This is a genomic window from Bacillus sp. SRL543 (genome assembly GCF_984799205.1).
This window is the reverse complement of sequence record NZ_OZ481794.1, coordinates 228,926-246,488: the sequence shown is the minus strand read 5'-3', so window position 1 is coordinate 246,488 and position 17,563 is coordinate 228,926. Positions and strand designations below refer to the sequence as shown.

General features: G+C 47.4%; 19 protein-coding genes, 1 riboswitch and 1 other annotated feature (1 of these 21 only partly in view). Of the genes, 13 read left to right on the top strand and 6 right to left on the bottom strand.

All coding sequences use genetic code 11. From position 1 onward, the window contains the following. Positions 1 to 62, top strand: a binding site (T-box leader); it begins 152 nt to the left of the window's first position. Between the two features lie 57 nt (positions 63 to 119). Then, the gene (gene argS / locus AC4E8B_RS01385; RefSeq protein WP_490219443.1) at positions 120 to 1,805 is read left to right on the top strand and encodes an arginine--tRNA ligase; all 1,686 of its coding nucleotides are present in this window, start codon (positions 120 to 122) and stop codon (positions 1,803 to 1,805) included. A gap of 43 nt (positions 1,806 to 1,848) precedes the next feature. Here argS and AC4E8B_RS01380 read toward each other — a convergent pair whose 3' ends face one another. Then, positions 1,849 to 2,706, bottom strand: coding sequence for a sulfite exporter TauE/SafE family protein (locus AC4E8B_RS01380; RefSeq protein WP_490216557.1), 858 nt, complete (start codon positions 2,704 to 2,706; stop codon positions 1,849 to 1,851). A 122-nt stretch (positions 2,707 to 2,828) separates the two neighbouring features. Here AC4E8B_RS01380 and AC4E8B_RS01375 point away from each other — a divergent pair, with 122 nt between their 5' ends. The 5 genes from AC4E8B_RS01375 (at position 2,829) to AC4E8B_RS01355 (ending at position 5,856) form a co-directional block, all read left to right on the top strand. After that, complete coding sequence (locus AC4E8B_RS01375) at positions 2,829 to 3,155, top strand: PadR family transcriptional regulator (protein WP_490216556.1); 327 nt, start codon at positions 2,829 to 2,831, stop codon at positions 3,153 to 3,155. Further along, entirely contained in the window at positions 3,152 to 3,805 is a 654-nt protein-coding gene (locus AC4E8B_RS01370) for a permease prefix domain 1-containing protein (protein ID WP_490216555.1), read from the top strand. Before AC4E8B_RS01375 ends, AC4E8B_RS01370 begins: the two co-directional genes overlap by 4 nt. A gap of 150 nt (positions 3,806 to 3,955) precedes the next feature. Next, positions 3,956 to 4,537, top strand: a complete 582-nt coding sequence (locus AC4E8B_RS01365; protein WP_490216553.1) for a YqaA family protein — start codon at positions 3,956 to 3,958, stop codon at positions 4,535 to 4,537. Positions 4,538 to 4,663: 126 nt separating this feature from the next. Further along, entirely contained in the window at positions 4,664 to 5,095 is a 432-nt protein-coding gene (locus AC4E8B_RS01360) for a Dps family protein (protein WP_490216552.1), read from the top strand. A gap of 116 nt (positions 5,096 to 5,211) precedes the next feature. Beyond that, positions 5,212 to 5,856, top strand: coding sequence for a VC0807 family protein (locus AC4E8B_RS01355; protein ID WP_490216551.1), 645 nt, complete (start codon positions 5,212 to 5,214; stop codon positions 5,854 to 5,856). Here the strand turns inward: AC4E8B_RS01355 and AC4E8B_RS01350 are convergent. Continuing rightward, complete coding sequence (locus tag AC4E8B_RS01350) at positions 5,853 to 6,737, bottom strand: diacylglycerol/lipid kinase family protein (protein WP_490216549.1); 885 nt, start codon at positions 6,735 to 6,737, stop codon at positions 5,853 to 5,855. The genes AC4E8B_RS01355 and AC4E8B_RS01350 overlap by 4 nt on opposite strands. A gap of 169 nt (positions 6,738 to 6,906) precedes the next feature. On the opposite strand from AC4E8B_RS01350, the gene AC4E8B_RS01345 reads away from it, so the two are divergent. Both AC4E8B_RS01345 and AC4E8B_RS01340 read left to right on the top strand, forming a co-directional pair. Then, on the top strand, positions 6,907 to 7,464 hold the full coding sequence (locus tag AC4E8B_RS01345) for a GNAT family N-acetyltransferase (RefSeq protein ID WP_490216548.1): 558 nt from the start codon (positions 6,907 to 6,909) through the stop codon (positions 7,462 to 7,464). Between the two features lie 113 nt (positions 7,465 to 7,577). Next, positions 7,578 to 7,730: riboswitch (cyclic di-AMP (ydaO/yuaA leader) on the top strand. A gap of 112 nt (positions 7,731 to 7,842) precedes the next feature. Then, a complete protein-coding gene (locus AC4E8B_RS01340) occupies positions 7,843 to 9,162 on the top strand; it encodes a TrkH family potassium uptake protein (protein ID WP_490216546.1) in 1,320 nt (439 codons plus the stop codon). A gap of 312 nt (positions 9,163 to 9,474) precedes the next feature. Here AC4E8B_RS01340 and AC4E8B_RS01335 read toward each other — a convergent pair whose 3' ends face one another. Beyond that, positions 9,475 to 10,800, bottom strand: coding sequence for a DUF4179 domain-containing protein (locus AC4E8B_RS01335; protein WP_490216545.1), 1,326 nt, complete (start codon positions 10,798 to 10,800; stop codon positions 9,475 to 9,477). Continuing rightward, entirely contained in the window at positions 10,793 to 11,308 is a 516-nt protein-coding gene (locus tag AC4E8B_RS01330) for a sigma-70 family RNA polymerase sigma factor (RefSeq protein WP_490216543.1), read from the bottom strand. Before AC4E8B_RS01330 ends, AC4E8B_RS01335 begins: the two co-directional genes overlap by 8 nt. A 160-nt stretch (positions 11,309 to 11,468) precedes the next feature. On the opposite strand from AC4E8B_RS01330, the gene AC4E8B_RS01325 reads away from it, so the two are divergent. The 3 genes from AC4E8B_RS01325 to AC4E8B_RS01315 all read left to right on the top strand — a co-directional run bounded on the left by AC4E8B_RS01325 (position 11,469) and on the right by AC4E8B_RS01315 (position 14,197). Continuing rightward, on the top strand, positions 11,469 to 13,133 hold the full coding sequence (locus tag AC4E8B_RS01325; RefSeq protein ID WP_490216541.1) for a mechanosensitive ion channel: 1,665 nt from the start codon (positions 11,469 to 11,471) through the stop codon (positions 13,131 to 13,133). A 103-nt stretch (positions 13,134 to 13,236) separates the two neighbouring features. After that, positions 13,237 to 13,962 (top strand): YqcI/YcgG family protein, encoded by a 726-nt coding sequence (locus tag AC4E8B_RS01320; protein WP_490219442.1) that lies wholly within the window; start codon positions 13,237 to 13,239, stop codon positions 13,960 to 13,962. 94 nt (positions 13,963 to 14,056) lie between these two features. Continuing rightward, entirely contained in the window at positions 14,057 to 14,197 is a 141-nt protein-coding gene (locus AC4E8B_RS01315; protein ID WP_490216539.1) for a BA3454 family stress response protein, read from the top strand. Between the two features lie 26 nt (positions 14,198 to 14,223). Here the strand turns inward: AC4E8B_RS01315 and AC4E8B_RS01310 are convergent, their stop codons facing one another. Both AC4E8B_RS01310 and AC4E8B_RS01305 read right to left on the bottom strand, forming a co-directional pair. Beyond that, positions 14,224 to 14,418, bottom strand: coding sequence for a hypothetical protein (locus AC4E8B_RS01310; RefSeq protein ID WP_490216537.1), 195 nt, complete (start codon positions 14,416 to 14,418; stop codon positions 14,224 to 14,226). 102 nt (positions 14,419 to 14,520) lie between these two features. Further along, complete coding sequence (locus AC4E8B_RS01305; RefSeq protein WP_490216536.1) at positions 14,521 to 15,363, bottom strand: STAS domain-containing protein; 843 nt, start codon at positions 15,361 to 15,363, stop codon at positions 14,521 to 14,523. Between the two features lie 201 nt (positions 15,364 to 15,564). Here AC4E8B_RS01305 and AC4E8B_RS01300 point away from each other — a divergent pair, with 201 nt between their 5' ends. Together AC4E8B_RS01300 and AC4E8B_RS01295 are read left to right on the top strand one after the other, a co-directional pair. Further along, positions 15,565 to 16,380: a general stress protein gene (locus AC4E8B_RS01300; RefSeq protein WP_490216534.1), complete on the top strand. Its 816-nt coding sequence runs from the start codon at positions 15,565 to 15,567 to the stop codon at positions 16,378 to 16,380. 129 nt (positions 16,381 to 16,509) lie between these two features. Continuing rightward, positions 16,510 to 17,556 carry a lactonase family protein gene (locus AC4E8B_RS01295; RefSeq protein ID WP_490216533.1) on the top strand — a complete coding sequence of 349 codons (1,047 nt, stop codon included), beginning with the start codon at positions 16,510 to 16,512 and terminating at the stop codon, positions 17,554 to 17,556. Positions 17,557 to 17,563: the final 7 nt, after the last annotated feature.

Below are 17,563 nucleotides of genomic sequence, written 5' to 3'. Positions count from 1 at the left end.
ATTTCAAGAGGTCCTATGGACAATCAGAGTGGCACCGCGGGTATAACAGGCTCGTCTCTTTTATAAGAGGCGGGCTTTTTTGCGTTCAATCAAAACAACTGGAAGGAGAAAGATCCATGATCAAACTGAAAGCCATTTTTACTGAAGCGCTTTTGGAACTGTTTGAGGACCGGCTCTCAGCCGCTGAGCTTGCCGGCTTGATTGAAGTGCCAAAGAATACGGCGCACGGCGACCTGGCATTTCCCTGCTTCACCCTTGCCAAAAAAATGAAGCAGGCACCGGCAGTGATAGCTGCTGAAGCCGCCGGAAAACTTCAGTACAGCCTCATTGACCGGGCAGTAGCCCACGGCCCGTATTTGAATGTTTTTTTCTCGAAGGAAAAAGCCGGCCTGGAAATCCTGCAGTCTTTACTTAACGCCGGCTCCCTTTACGGCAATAGCACCGCCGGCTCTGGAAAGACCATCACCATTGACTTCTCAGCCCCCAATATTGCCAAGCCGTTTTCGATGGGGCATCTGCGCTCAACCGTCATCGGAAACAGCATCAGCCTGATAGTTGAAAAATGCGGTTATGAAGTTATCAGGATCAACCATCTCGGCGATTGGGGAACTCAATTCGGCAAGCTGATTACCGCCTATAAAAAATGGGGCAGCCCCGGCATTGTAAAAGAAAAGCCGGTCGCTGAACTATTCAAGCTTTACATCCGTTTCCATGAGGAGGCAGAGAAAGATCCTGATCTCGAAGACGAAGCGCGCCGCTGGTTCAGGGAACTTGAACAGGGTAATGAAGAGGCTTTTGCGTTATGGAGCTGGTTCAGGGAGGAATCATTGAAAGAATTTAACCGGATTTATGAGCTGTTGGGCATCTCTTTTGATTCCTATAACGGAGAGGCCTTCTACAACGATAAAATGGATAAAGCCGTAGAGCTCCTGCAGGCCCGGAACCTCCTCACCCAATCCGAGGGAGCGGCAGTGGTCACCCTGGAAGAACATGGCCTCCCTCCCTGCCTGATCAAGAAATCGGATGGAGCGACCCTGTATGCAACCCGAGACCTGGCCGCCGCGATCTTCCGGCAAGAAACCTATCACTTTTCTGAAAGCCTGTATATCGTCGGCCAGGAGCAATCCGTCCACTTCAGACAGCTGAAGCTTGTTCTGAAAAAGCTTGGCTTCCATTGGGCAGATGATATGCATCACATTCCTTTCGGGCTTTATCTGAAGGACGGCAAGAAAATGTCGACAAGGAAAGGCAGGGTCGTCCTGCTTGAGGATGTCCTGAAGGAAGCGGTCGAGCTTGCTTATGAGAATATCTGCCGTAAGAACCCTTCTCTTGAGCAGAAGGAAGAAACCGCTGCCGCTGTCGGCATCGGAGCAGTCCTTTTTCACGACTTGAAAAATGACCGCCTCAACCATATTGAATTTTCTCTGGAAGAAATGCTTACATTTGAAGGTGAAACCGGCCCTTATGTCCAGTACACAAATGCGAGGGCACATTCCATCCTCCAAAAGGCCGGGACAGCAGGCAAGGTGGAGCAGGGACTCAGCGACCCATACAGTTGGGATCTCCTCAAGCAGCTCAGCCTCTTTCCCCGGAAGATTGAAGAAGCCCATAAACACTATTCACCTTCCGTCATTGCTAAATATATCATCAATGTAGCGCAGAGCTTCAATAGATATTATGGACAGATCAGGATACTGGACGATACCCCTGGGCTCGAAACCAGGCTCAGCCTTATCCGGGCTGCTTCCCTTGTCCTTGAAGAAGGGCTGCGGCTGCTTGGGATAACAGCGCCAAAGAAAATGTAGGATTAACAAAAAGAGGAGGGCAAAGCGCCCTCCCCTCCTGCCTCTATGCCTCCGCTTCCTTCTTCCTGATGATCTTCGACAGGGACAGAAAAAAGAAATAAGCAATAAATAAGCTCAGCAGGACAATTCCGATCAGATTGTGATGGACCAGCTTGAAAACAACGCTTAACAGGGTCGCAATATACAATCCTGAAAGCAGCAGGCTGATGTCTTTATTTTTATAAAAATTGGTCAGCCATGCTCCTGCCTGTGATCCGACAAGGCCGCCGGCAACAAGCAGGATGGCTGTCAGATAACTGATCTCCACAGCAGATGCATACGACAGGAATCCTGTGCTTACAATCAGCAGGACAGCAAACAGGCTTGTCCCCACTGCCTTTCTCGGCTGGAGGCCAAGAAAGGCAATTGCCAGGGGAACCATGATGAAGCCTCCCCCCACTCCTAAAGCGGCAGAGACAAAACCGCCTGAAAATCCGATCAGCAGCATTCCAGCCAGGGATGGCCTGCCCTCATGGGACTGTTCATTGGTCTTTTTCCCTTGCCGGAACATGGTGAACGCGAAATAGGAGAGCAATACAATATAGCTTGCCGGTATGACGGTTGCATCCAGGCCTTTATCGCTCAGGAACAGCACCAGCGGCTTGGCTGCCTGGGTGGCAAGCATGCCGCTCACCCCAAGTATTGCCCCTTCCTTCCATAGGATATTTTTCAGCCGGAAATGGGCGCCGATCCCCGACAGTGAAGTGCCGATTGAGAAAAAAAGGCTGGTCGCGATTGCCTCCAGGGGGGCAAACCCGATCAATAACAGTACAGGCGTCAGGATGAATCCTCCTCCTACTCCAAAGAAGCCGGACAATACACTGATCACTCCGCCAAGCAATAAAAAAAGTAAAATTTCCATCTAAAAACTCCTTTGTTATCTCTATACCCATTGTAACTGATTTCATTACCCTTCGCCTTTTACCTTGTATAACAATGTACATTGAAGTACAATGTATACAAATGAACCTGGAGGTACCCTTCGTGGATAAAGAACTTTTAAAAGGAAGCATCGATATCCTTCTATTATCCCTTCTTTCCGAAAAAGACAGCTATGGATATGAAATGACAAAGGAAATCCGCAAGAAGAGCGATGAAGCATACAGCATGAATGAGGGAACTCTGTATCCCGCTCTCAAGCGGCTGGAGGCAAAAGGATTTGTCACTTCCTACTGGCACCAGGAGCTTGAGGGCAGCAGGCGGAAATATTACAGCATCACCGAAGACGGCCGCAAAGAATTGCGCAAAAAGCTTAAAAACTGGAACAAGATCAGCGACTTAATCCACAAATTTTCGGAGGGCTACTCATGAGAAAAATCGATCAGTACATCGAAAATATCGTTGATGGTCTGCCAATGGACAATGCTGAGCGGGAAGAGCTGCGGCTTGAAATGACCTCCCATCTTGAAGAGCATGCAAAAGAGCTGATGGCCTTCGGCTGGTCCGAGGAAGAAGCTGCCGGGGAAGCAATCAGAAGCTTTGGGAATGAAAAGCAAATCAGCTCGGAGCTGAAGAAAGCTGTTTTTCCTTTTTATAAAATTTTCAGGTTCCTCTTCAGCACGATTTTTCTGACAGCTGCCCTGCACCTCATATCATATAAAACAATGGTGTATTATAACCCGCAATATGAGTTCGGGCTTGAACCAGGATACCTTTTCTCCACCTATATGCTTGTGTTCTTCCTTGCAGGGATTGCAGAGATATTGTATGAAGCTGTGTCACAGGCTTATAAAGTGAAATGGCTGCAAAGCCCATGGATGGTCATTCTTGTCCCGGCTGCTTTTATCTCGGGTTTGACATCGCTTGACTGGTTCAAACAGCCTGAAAGATACCAGAATGGGCTTTGGCTCGACCTGTTCGCCATCCTGATCGGGGCATTCATCTATCTTCTTGCAAGACAGATGTATACCCTTTTATTCTTATCGGGTAAAGGAAACGCCGGATCAGCCGGCCAGCGGTAAGGCCCCCTTGGTCTTTATGAAAATTCTTGTAATTACCGGACTCCTGCATGACTTGGCAGACAGTAAATGATATACTTCTCGTGTGCTGTCCTTCAGCTCTGTACAAGAGGGCTTGAGGATATTTAACGAAGCTGCTAAAGGAGATCCGTTATGTCAGAACTGATTCACACGATTGAAGAATGGCTTATGGAGTATGGTATTTTTGGATTGTTTTTTGTGTCCTTTGCCGACTCATCCTTCTTCCCCATCCCTCCGGATGTACTATTAATCCCAATGGGCATTTCCAATCCGGACCGCGTCATCTGGTATGCATTCATCACAACCGTGGCATCCGTCCTGGGCGCCATTCTCGGATGGTTCATTGGAAAAAAACTGGGCCGCCCTGTTTTGCGGTATATCATCTCTGAAGAAAGAATCCAGAAAGTAGAAAATTATTTCAATAAATACGGGCCAGTAGCCATCCTGATTGCAGGCTTTACCCCAATTCCTTATAAAGTGTTCACTATTTTTGCCGGCATCACAAAAGTCCAGCTCCGGACCCTCATCATCTGGTCCATCATAGGCAGAGGCGCCCGTTTCTTCCTTGAAGCCGCCCTTATTATGGTGCTTGGCGCACAAGCACGGCCATTTATCGAAGAGAATTTCGGTATGGTCACCCTCATAGGCGGAGCCTTGATTGTCATCGTATATATCATTTATCTGGTTATGCGCAAAAAAAAGAAAACAGTCTGATTCAAAACGGCCATCCCGGCCGTTTTTTTATATTAATTTTTTATTTATAATAATTATAAATAAATATTGATTTTAAATTAATATTTGATATAATGTAGATACAGACAATATGAGGAGGAATTATCTATGACTTTAATAAACAGCCTGAATAAACAGATCGCTAACTGGAGCGTCCTATATACTAAACTTCACCGTTTTCACTGGTTTGTGAAAGGACCTGCATTTTTCACCCTGCACGAGAAATTTGAAGAGCTTTATAATGAAGCGGCAGCCAATGTCGATACAATTGCGGAACGGGCATTAGCTGCTGGCGGCAGGCCGATTGCCACAATGAGTGAGTTCCTTGAGCATGCGTCCATCGAGGATAATGGCAGCGAAGAAACAGCAGAAGAAATGGCCGCTTCCCTTATTTCAGACTACGGCATTATCAGCTCTGAGCTAAAGCAGCTGGCAGGACTAGCGGATGAAGAAGCAGATCCGGTCACAGAAGACCTTGCTATCGGACTGATTGAAGATCTGGAGAAGAAAATCTGGATGCTGAAAGCCTTTCTAGCATAAAAAGAGCCGGACGGCTCTTTTTTTTTGTATGCTCCTTTAAGAAAATAAAGGAGTTCCTCCTTCTATGGGGAATATTTAAGTACTGAAATCTTTTTGAAAAGGCAGGCAAGAGTTCTATGCAGAAAAATTCAATGGTGCCGGACATCCTCTTTTATGTTGTGCTCCCTCTTGTGGTTTGGAATTATGGCCGGGACATGCTCGGTGATTATCTGGCGATGATCCTGTCTTCCGTACCTGGCATCATCTATACACTGTACCGCTTCTTCCAGCTGAAGAAAATCAATCTATTCGGCCTGTTCCTTCTTTCGAACCTGGTGATCGGGACCATGATAGATGTACTTGCCGGTTCTGCCCTTCAGCTGCTTTGGAATAATGTCATTTATTCTTATGTACTGGGCTGTCTGTTTTTGTTGACGATCGTGCTGAGAAAGCCCGTCTTCCTCTATTTCACTCTGGATTTTATGGAGCTGCAGGGAAAAAACAGGGGCAGCATGAAGGAAGTTTTCTTTAAAAGCAAAAGCTTGATGATTTTCAGCCTGATCACAGCGGGCTTTGCCCTGAAGTTCATTCTTCTCGCTTCCATAAAGGTGTGGCTCATTGGAAAATATGGCGTCGATGCCTTTGACCAGGGAATCGTGCTGAGGCAGATTTTGAATTGGGGCTTTACCATTGTATCGGCTGGCGGATTCTATTTTATCCTGAAAGAAATCGGAGCGCTGAACGAGCCTTCTGAAACAACCATAAGCCAGGACAGCCCTTAAAGCTGTCCTGGCTTTATCATTTGCACATGTCCTTCATGGACCCGTATCTGGCAGGGAGTCACAGAATAAACCTCTCCATCCATATCGGCTTCCATCTTCTTGTCTGTGCTTACTTGTATTTCCTTCCCTTTATAGTGGAGAATATTCTCGTTCGCTTCCATGCTTTCTTCAGTAAGGGCTTCTTTCATTAAAGCAAGATTGGCATCTTTTATAATGAATAGATCAGCCAGTCCGTCATTATAATCAAGATCCCTGAAAGGCAATGCATTGGTTCCTATATACCGGCCATTGGCGAGGAGGATCATGACGGCATCTTCCTCTATAGCCGTCCCATCTACAAAAATGGATGCATGGAAGGGCTCCATTTCCTTGATCGTCCGCAATGCGCTCAAGAAGTAGCCGATCCGGCCGAATAGGTTTTTTTCTGTTGCCTTGATATTTTCCGAAGCTTCCGTCACCAGCCCGATTCCCCAGAAATTGAGGAAATAATCCTCATTCGCCTGCATGATGTCAACCGGCTCTGCTTTCCCTGTGATCATGGCAAGCGCGGCATCACGAAGATTCCGGGGAATGTCCAGTGTCCTTGAGAAATCATTGCATGTCCCGCCAGGCAAAATGCCGATGGCCGGCCGGGTCTCAAGCGGCGCCAATCCATTGATGCATTCATGTACTGTCCCGTCTCCGCCCAGAATGAAAACCACGTCCACTTCAGGCCCATATTCTTTGCACAGCTCTCTTGCATGCCCTTCCCTTTTGGTTGGCAGCAGAATCAGGGAATCCAGCTCCGCTGACAAGATCGGGACACAGGCTGCCAGGGATTTTTCCATATTCTTTTGTCCGGCGTTTCCATTATAAATAAGTATTCCTTTTTTATAATCCATCCTGGCCAAGGCCCCCTCTTTCGAACAGTGTATCTGCTATTACATTTACCCAACTTTTGCTTTTTCAATTATCATTGATGCATAAATTGCTGAAAGTGATAAAATATCTATTTTTATCTGTCCTTCAGTGGATTATATTGTAATTAGAAAATTCCAAGGAGGAGTTCGAATGGATGCAATACGGTTTCTGCAGGGCGAACGGATTTTTTTACGGCCGATCAGTACAGAGGATACAGATACCTATATAAAGCTGCTCTACAATGAACAGTCACGAAAGCTCACCGGGCTGAAAAAAGCTTTTTCGAAAGACCAGATCTTCTCTTATATTAAAGAAAAAGCAGAGGACTCTTCTTCCATCTTCTTATTGATTGTCCTTGATGGAACACATGAAGTGATCGGTGATATCGCCCTTCAGGATATAGATGCCACCAACCGCAATGCCAATATCCGCGTGAATATCAGCGAAGAAGAGAACCAGGGGCGCGGTTATGGCAGCGAAGCCATGGAACTGATGCTTGGCTATGCGTTCGGCGTACTGAATCTGCACAGGGTCGAGCTGAATGTTTTCAACTATAACAACCGGGCGCTTCATGTCTACGAAAAGCTCGGCTTCAAACAGGAAGGCGTCCAGCGCGATGCTTTATTCTACGATCACCAATACCACGATTCGATTATGATGAGCATTCTGGAGGATGATTACCGCCAGATCCATCTGGAGGGTAAATGATCTTATTAAACCGTGCAGCCTGCACGGTTTTTTTGGTCCAGAAAAATTTACAATTTCCTGATTGACTTTGCAAGGGTGCGGGAGTATTTTATTTATTATAATCACACTTGAATTTCATAACTTTGCTGAATCTTATGTTAAGAACGGGGGAACCAATAAGGCAGGCTGCTGATGCACCTGCCCGGGGTGAATCCTGGCGCGGGCCAGGAAGGAAGCTCTCAATTCCTAATCCGGCAGCTAACTCCGTAAGCATATTGAGAGAAAGGCCAATGGGCGCATTGACCATTCTTTTCCGTGGATAAGAATGGTCTTTTTTGTGTCCAAAAACCCTGGCCTGTTTGTTTTCATCATTTTGAGGAAGAAGGAGTACCATCCATTATGAAACGAAAATATCTAAATATAACGCCTCCCCAGCTTCTGACCCTTATATTCTTGTTTTTCATCCTGTTAGGTGCCTCCTTGCTGAAGCTTCCCTTTTCAACTGTTAAAGGCGTTTCGTGGATCAATGCCCTGTTCACAGCCACCTCGGCGATGACTGTGACCGGGCTGACAGTAGCTGACACTGCCTCCACCTATACACTGTTCGGGGAAGTTGTCATCATGTGCCTCATCCAGCTTGGCGGGCTCGGGATCATGTCATTTGCTGTTCTGATTTATCTGATGCTCGGAAGGAAAATCGGGTTTAAGGAGCGCCTGGTCCTCCAGCAGGCATTGAATCAAACGTCAATCGGAGGGGTCATCCGCCTCGTCCGCTACCTTTTTATCTTTTCCTTTACAATCGAGGCCATCGCCGTTTTCTTTCTCTGCCTGAGATGGGTTCCGAAGTACGGATGGTCGGATGGCTTTTATTATAGCCTCTTCCACTCTGTTTCTGCTTTCAATAATGCAGGCTTCCAGCTCTGGCCGGATGGCCTGAGCCAATTTGTCGGCGACCCTGTCATCAATATTGTCATTTCCATGCTCTTCATCATCGGCGGCCTAGGCTTTACCGTACTGGCCGATTTGTGGAAATCAAAGCAATTCAGAAGGCTTTCGCTCCACTCCAAGATGATGATTGCGGGCACCTTTGTGGTCAATATTGTATCAATGGCCGTCATCTTTTATCTTGAATACAATAATCCGCAGACCCTCGCCCAGCTGACCGGCTGGGAAAAGCTTTGGGCATCCTACTTTCAGGCTGTATCGCCCAGAACGGCCGGTTTCAACAGCATTGACATCGGCGGGCTTGAGGATGCAACCGTCTTGTACATGCTGCTTCTGATGTTTATCGGCGCCGGCAGCGCCTCAACCGGGGGCGGGATCAAACTGACAACCTTCATCATCATCATCCTGGCCGTCATTACATTCATACGCGGCAAAAGAGATATCGTCATCTTCCGCCGCTCTATCAGCGGAAACTATCTGACAAAAGCATTGGCCATCTCAACGATCTCCATTCTGTTCGTATTTAGTGCCATCTTTATCCTGAGCATCACAGAAGATCTGCCTTTTATTAAAATCATCTTTGAAGTCGTCTCCGCTTTCGGCACCGTCGGCCTGTCCATGGGCATCACTGCCGACCTGTCCGGAATCGGAAAAGAAATCATCATCTTCATCATGTTCCTTGGCAAACTCGGCCCGCTCACACTCGCCTTCTCCTTCGCCAAACAAAGACCGGAAAAGATCCGGTACCCTAGTGAGGATGTTTTGCTGGGGTAAAGAAAAGCGGAAAAGCCTTGCTCAGCCCCGATAAGCATAAGACGCCCAAGAATAAAAGGCGTTCTTTGCCTTTAATTCTTGGGTGGCTTATGACTCGAGGGGCTAGGCTTTGGAGCTGGACAGAGAGAAAAGCGGAGGCGGCTTGTCCAGGTGAATCAATCGGGCGGCACCTCCTTATCAATGGCAGAATGCACATAAAAAGACCAGGCCGGAACCCATTGTTCCAGCCTGGTCTTTCTTATAACGGAAGAGTGCTTCTCCTTATAAAGTTCCGGACATGGAGGTTTTCACCCTCTGCAAACCTATCAGTCTCTAATACAGCCGAAGCTTCACTTCTCCCTCAATCCAGGATGGAAATGCTGCTAGTTCAAGTCTAATGGGATTTTTATACTTGGCAGGATCTGCTTCAGATAAGGCCACGCCAAACTCCTTCTCAAGACCATAGCCGCCGGATCGATAGAAGGAGCTTCCGCCATCAAGCTCCCTGCCTTCTGCATCTTTTGCAGCTGTAAAGAGCTGATGGTTGTATTCCTTATCTGCTTGAACCTGAAATGAGAGGCTTCCTCCTTCCAAGACTAAACCTGACAATTTATCACCCTTGGGCTGCTTCAGAATCTCTAATGTCTCGGTGTTTATGACCACTTCCGCATCCTCTTTATCAACGGCCATCACTTTATTCAGGGCAAGATACAGCTCCTCCGGCTTTTTAAAATAATTGCTCTGCAGATAAATGATTTTCTCGTTTTCCTTAATATCTTGTGCTGTCACACCATTGGCAATGCCAGACCAGGCTTCTCCATTCTCATCAACAAGCCTTAAATCATCAAGAGCAAAGATTTTCTTGCTGTTGTCCGGGTCAAATGCCACATGGATGGCCACGCGCAGTGGATAGATGGTGATATCCTTGAATGTAATTTTCTGCCCTTCAATTGATACAGTTTCATTTAACGAATATACCTTCTTCTTCACTTTTGGGCTTTCAACCGGGAAATCAATTTTGAAAGTTTCTGTCCCATTCTCCGTTTTGACCTCCAACTCTGCCTTAAACTCGTTTCCTTCCAAGTCTTCGCTGAATAGATAGTCAGCTGTCCCATTTACAGACTTGACTGGCTCATCCGTGTAGGCGCTGTCACCGGAACCGGAAAAACTGACAGGAAGCTCTTCTCCCTCACCGCCAGTTATACTGATCTTATTTGTATGAAGCACCTGCTTCTCTTTTGATTCAACTGTGTAAAATACCACCAGTCCCCGCTCATCCCTTATGGCGGCATCAAGCGTGACCCGTACCCCATTTTTTTCCTGGGACAAGCCGAGAGGCTGCATATAGTCATTCTCCACAGCGGATATCCATCCCTTATCAAACCGGATGAGGTCAACCAGCTTTTCCATACCAGGCATTTCTGCGACATAGTGGGCAAAAGCCGGGGAAACTCTGATACTGGTCAAAAAGCCGAGCAATAACACGGCGGCCGTAATACCGGGCAGCCACCTTTTTCTGATCAATCGTTTTTTCGGAGAAGCTGCTTTAGCCTGCTGGAATCCTTTCATGATTGCTTCCTCCAGCCGTTCATCTGGCACGGGAAGCTCTCCATACCGTTCCCCCATGGCTTCAAGCTGTTTTTCTTCCTTCTCAAACATCCATCTTCCCCCCGCTTTCCTCAAGCTTTTCCCTTAATGATTTTAACGCTTTATTGAGCCATGTTTTCACGGTTCCCTCCGGGCGGTTGTAAAGGGCAGCCACTTCCCTGATTTTCAGATCGTGGAAGTATTTCAGCGTCAGCAGTTCACGGGAGCGGTCATCGAGCGCCTCCATCGCATCCTGGATTTCAAATAGAAGATTATCCTCTTTCCCGCCCGCAGCGGGGAGCAGCTGTTCGTTATATACTAGCCTGTTTTGCTTCTTAAGCCTGTCGCAGCAATAATGGATCATGATACGGATGATCCATGTCTTGAAATAGGCAGGCTGCTTCAGATCTTTTATGCTCCTGTAAGCCCGGAAGGTGACTTCCTGGACGGCTTCAAGAGCTTCTTCCTCATTTCGCATATAGGCGAGTGCGGTTTTGTACAAATCCGCCTTACAGGAACGGATGATATCAAGAAAAGCTTCATCATTCCCTTTCATGGCTTTGCGGACAATATGCTCCAAAGCTGATCGATCCCCCTCTTGTTTTCCTGAATATTAGACTGCTTCATAGGAAAAAGGTTTTGCTTTTCCAAACTTTATTTTCCAATTCAGCTGCCTGTGGCCTGTTTAGCAGCTAACTCTCTGGGTAAATGTAAATATCTATGTAAAGGAGTGGATCTAGTTGGATAATAATTATGCGTTTTGGAATGGCTGGAACGGCTACCTGAACCAGCTTCCCGACCTTTTGCTGGCATTGGTCGTCCTCTTGCTGGGATGGATCATTGCAAAGGCGGTTGAGAAGGCGGTACTAAAGGGGCTCCGCAAAACAAATCTTGATAATAAACTGTTTGCTGAAGCAGGAAACAGGAAATACTCCCCTGAAAAAATAATAAGCAAAATCGTTTATATCCTTATACTGATTTTTGTCTTTATATGGTTCTTCAATATCCTTAACTTAAGCTTCCTTGCCACTCCGCTTGTCGGCATGTTCTCGACGATCACGGGGGCCATCCCGAACATCCTGAAGGCAGCCTTGATCCTTCTGTTTGCCTGGCTGGCAGCATCCGCTCTCAAGTTCCTCATCAAGCGGGCAGGCAGAACGCTGCGTGTCCATGAAACACTGAACAAATATAAATTCATCAAAGGCGATCATGATTCCTCTGATATTGTCGATAAAGCTGCCAATATCGTATTCTATCTGGTTCTGCTGATTTTCATTCCAGCCGTGCTGTCGGCATTGAATCTCGAAGGGGTTTCCGGGCCGTTTGCCAGCATGCTCAATGATATCCTGGCTTTCATTCCCAAGCTCTTTGCCGCTGCCCTTATTCTGTTTATCGGCTGGTTCATCGCCAAGCTGGTCCGTGATATTGTCACGAGCTTCCTGCAGAGCATCGGCACGGAAAAGCTTGTCGGGCGCTTCGGCCTTTCCAAGCTGTTTGAAGGGACTACCCTTTCATCTGTCGCCGGCTATATCGTATTTGTCTTCATTATGATTCCGGTCGTAATCGCGGCTCTCGAAGAATTGGATCTGGAAGGAATATCACAGCCTGCGATTGCCATGCTGAACGATGTCCTCACCATGATTCCGAATATCATTGTCGCCATTGCCTTTATCCTTGCGGGCATCTGGCTCGGAAAATGGGTCAGGCAGCTGGTTGCCGGCCTTCTTGAACGAATCGGCGCAGATTCTTATTTTAATAGCATCGGATTCAAAAAAAATAAAACTGGAGCTGCAAAGAGCGGGATCTCCCAGCTGATCGGCTATCTGGCGCAGATCATTGTTGTCCTCTTATTTGCTGTACAGGCTCTGAACCTGTTGAAGCTCGACTTCCTTGTCACCCTGGCAACCGGTGTCATAGCCTACCTGCCGCATGTTCTAGCAGCCCTTGTCATTCTTGGGGCTGGACTATGGCTCGGAACCCTTGTAAACAAGCTGCTTTCCAGCCTGCTGGAAGGCCCTCATTTCCGCCTGCTTTCTTCAGTGGCCCAATATGCAATCGTGGCTGTTTCCATCTTTATGGCCCTGGACCAGCTTGGCGTCGCACATTCCATCGTCAACTCTGCCTTTATCCTTATCCTGGGCGGACTGGCTCTTGCCTTTGGCCTTGCCTTCGGATTGGGCGGAAGGGATTTTGCAGCCAAGTACCTGCAAAAGCTTGACCGGAAAATCGAGCAGACCAGCATCAATAAAGATGCCCGCACCAGCCAAATCAAAGAATCCATGACTCCTGATGCCTCAATGGGCAATCAGGCTGGTGGATCTGATCCGGCGCGGCCGATGACGCCTGGTAACGCTGATCCGATAAACCCGGAGAACAATCGCATGAATGAAAACAGAGATGAATAGCCACCAGAAAAGAGGCATTTTTTAAAGCATGAGATGAAGCCGGCCTCCTGCGGGAAGCCGGCTTTCATGCACCATGGAAAAAACCACTTTAGGAGAGATGATGATGAAAACAATCCAAAAAGCATTGCTGAAAAAAGAAGATATGACGAACCCTGATATTGTACCCGCGTGGGTCATTGAAGAATATAAAACCTTCCATCAAACCGTCACAGATAAGACATTCCCCTGCTATTTCGGCATGACTGCAGAAAACCGCGGGGAGCTGCGCTATGCGTATATTTCACGGGACGACTGGTCACAGCTTCCGAAGGCGCTGGAACAGTTCATTGACCTTTTTGACGCCCCGAAGCTTATCCGCCATGGGTTGTTTGTGTTTGTGGAGCCTGAAGAAGAAGAGAAGGATATCCCCTATTACCGCGAGTATTTCTGGAACATCCTGCAGCATCTTCATGATCAGGATGAAAAGCCGTGGCCAAAGGATTATCCCGAGGATCCTGACCATCATCTATGGGCGTTCTCTTTTGCAGAAGAGCCATTCTTTGTATTTGGAAACGCTCCTGCCTATAAGCAGCGGAAAACAAGGGATCTCGGAAACAGCCTGGTGCTGGGCTTCCAGCCGAGGAGGATTTTCGAGGGGCTTGAAGGCACTTCTAAGGGAGGCATCATGTCCCGGGAAAAAGTCAGGGAACGCGTGGAAAAGTGGGATGGACTGCCAAAGCATCCGAATATCAGCCATTACGGTGACCCTGAGCATCGGGAATGGAAACAATATTTCATCGGCGATGACATCAAGCCGATTGAAGGAAAATGCCCCTTCCATTCCAGCTGATAGAATGGGGTGAAAATTTCAGCAAACAGGTTTTACTTTCCTTTTATGATGGTATCACTATACTAACATACCATTAAGAAAGGAATTAAAAAGCATGTTACAAGTAACCGTAACCGTTAACCACGATGGAAAAAATTATATGACAAACGTAATTGCACATAGAGGGACTCAAGAAGAGGAAATTGCCCGCCTTGCACAGGAGCAGGTTCAAAGACAGTGGCAGGCTGCAAATTAAAAAGTGAAGCGTATACGCTTCACTTTTTAGATTCCCCATTTAATATAAACACCCAGTGCGACAATAGACAGCAGAATGACTGCCGCATAAATCACAGTCAGGTTGACAGTATTTCTCTTGGCTGACTGAGAGTAGTCAGCATCACTTTTGCCTGCCAGCATAAGGGTGAAAATTAAAGAAAGAATGATAATGGCGATAACTATGATTAATCCCAGCTTCATGTTTGATTCCCCGCTTTTGCAGAAGGCTGCTTAATAGATATTCCCAGTGTATCACTTTATATTTAATTAGTTCTTCTTTTATATAAAAGTTTCACACAAATATCACCTTTTGGTTTGTTCGAATCCCGCTGCCATCAGCGCCTGCTTAAGATTTGCCCTTGTCGGGATTTCCCGGAACTCTATTCCGAGGGCCACGATCGTCTGGGCAATTTCAGGCCGTATTCCTGTCATAGTTGCCTTCACGCCGATTAAGTTTAATGCCTTCACAATCCGGAACAGATTATGGGCAACCATCGTATCTATCATGGGCACGCCTGAAACATCAATGAACAGCTGCTTTAATTGAAGCTCAGAGCTGTTTTTCAGGCATTTCTCCATAATGAATTTTGCGCGCTCTTCATCTACTACTCCAACAAGCGGAAGAACGGCAATATCCGCTGAAATCGGCACAACCGGAACGGACAGCTCCTGAAGGGCAGTCTGGGCGACTTCAATTCTCCTCGTGCTGTAGTTCATATAAATATTGCTGAATATATACGCAACTTCATCGAGGAGCGGGTTGATGATTTTGCTGACATCAAGCATCGTTACTGCAGCAAATTGATTTTTCTCCAGCTCTTCTGTGAAGACGTCCCAAATAACGGAACGGAAAAGGGACAGCACACGCAGGGATTCGTCCAGGGGGACACCGTTTTCCATCGCAGTTTCTCCCGTATTCCTGGCCCATTTTTCAATTCTGCGGCCGCTTTCCTTCTGTTCCATATATAATGATTCACCCAGGATCTGAATCAGCTCTGTACGCCATACAGCTATTTGCTCTTTGGCAACAGTCGACCTCTTAAGTTTTTCCTTATAAAAAGGGCATTCTCTTTCAAATATATGTTTGACGAGCTGCTCTTTGCTTTCAACTATTCTTGTGCCAATCTTAAGCAATTCGTTCTTCAAAGCAATCCCTTCTCCCATGAAAAAGTCTGACAATTATATCATAAGCATTTCCCCCGGGTATTGCAATGTTCAACCCCCATTTGAGTCCCGGCACGCAGCGTATTCTGCCATATTTTTCAGGCGCGGCAAGGTTTAAGCGTTTTCCACAAGAGGGTATGTACCCTAGTAGATTAGCTTTTATACGAATAAGGAGGAATGAAAATGGCAGAAGATAATAAGCGTGTAGTAGGCTCATATGCAACAGAGGATGAAGCAGTTGAAACAATTGAACGGCTGAAAGCGGAAGGCTACCGGGCTGAAGACATTTCGGTCATCAGCAAAAACCGCGATGATCTTGACGCCGTTAGTGAAGAAACCGGAACGAAGACAGAAGAAGGCCTGGCAGCTGGCGCTGCTGCCGGCGGAGCATTAGGCGGGCTTACAGGGCTGCTGGTCGGCATCGGCGCCCTCGCGATTCCTGGAATTGGCCCGATTGTTGCGGCAGGCCCGATTGCGGCAACACTGACCGGTGCAGCTGTAGGAGCGGGCGCAGGAGGCCTGGCAGGGGCATTGATCGGCATGGGCATTCCGGAGGAAGAAGCCAACCGCTATGAAGCAGAGGTAAAAGAAGGCAGAATCCTGATCCTTGTCGATCCGGATAAGCAGAACCGTGACCGCCTGACGGATGATGAAACAATCTTCACCGGAGGAGCTGTCAATGCCGCCCGCCGAACTGACGAAGACTTCGTTGGTACCACAGACAGGAATACAGCTATCCGGGCAACAGACCAGGAAGAAAAATATGACAACTATGTAGTCGATCCGCTTAACCCTGGTGAACTGGATAAAGGAGAAAATGCATTCGAGGATCACAAGGATCAAAACCGCCCTTATACGGATGAAAATATCGATCCGAATACCCCGCTCAGCGATAAGGTGGTTAGCAATCCCTTTGCGGATGAAGACAGACTGAGAGATGAAGTGAATCGTGATTATACTGATCCGCGGGAGCCAAATTCCGACTATCCAAAAGGATAAGGCTGCACTGTCCAACTAGGACCTGGCAAATCAGCCAGGTCCTTTGGCTTTTTCAGAGTCCCCTGCTAAATAGGCTGAAAAGGTTCATGCTATAATAAAGGCAATCCGCATTTTGAAAGGAGAAAGACCATGAAAGATCCTATTTTTTCCGGATTTATCGGCACATACACAAAAGGCGACAGCAAAGGCATTTACTTCTTTGAATTGAATACAGAAAACGGCAGGCTCGAAAACGTCAAGCTCGCCGCAGAGCTTGAAAACCCTACATATGTGACAATCAGCGAAGATAAAACCCGCCTTTATTCCGTCGTAAAGGAGGGGGCAAAGGGCGGCGCTGCCGCGTTCTCCATCAGCGATGAAGGCGGGCTTTCAGAACTGAACCGCCAGCTGTCTGACGGTGCATCTCCCTGCCATATCAGTGTAAATAAAGACTTGAACTATGCAGTGACTGCCAATTACCATAAAGGTACGATTGAAGCCTACGGACTGACGGGGGACGGTTCCCTGCTTTCAGCTTCATCGGTTGCCCAGCATGAGGGCACAGGGCCAAACCCAGACCGCCAGGAAAAGCCGCATGCTCATTATGCAGGTTTTACGCCAGATGAAAAATACATCGCGGCTGTCGACCTGGGTACAGATGAAATCATCACTTATGCATTGAAAGATGGGCAGCTGAAGGAAACGGCCAAACTGGCTGCAAAGCCCGGCAGCGGGCCGCGGCACCTTGTTTTCCATCCGGAGAGGAATATTGCCTATGTGATGACAGAGCTGAGCTCCGAAGTCATCGTGCTCGAATACAGCCCGAATGACGGCAGCTTTAAAGAGATACAGACAGTAGCGGCCATTCCTGAGACATTCCATGAAAATAACCAGGGAAGCGCCATTCATATTTCTTCTGACGGCCGCTTTGTTTATGCCGCCAATCGCGGACATGACAGCATCGCCGTCTTTTCAGTAAACACAGAAACCGGCACGCTGGATTTCATTGAGCATACCTCCACCGAAGGAAACTGGCCGCGCGACTTTGTGCTTGACCCTTCAGAGAAGTATATCGTTGCTTCCAACCAGGAAACCGGCAGCCTCACCCTGTTTGCCCGCGACGCACAGAGCGGGAGGCTTTCCCTGCTGCAGAAGGATGTTTCTGTTCCTTATCCTGTATGCGTGAAGTTTTTATAAGCTGGCA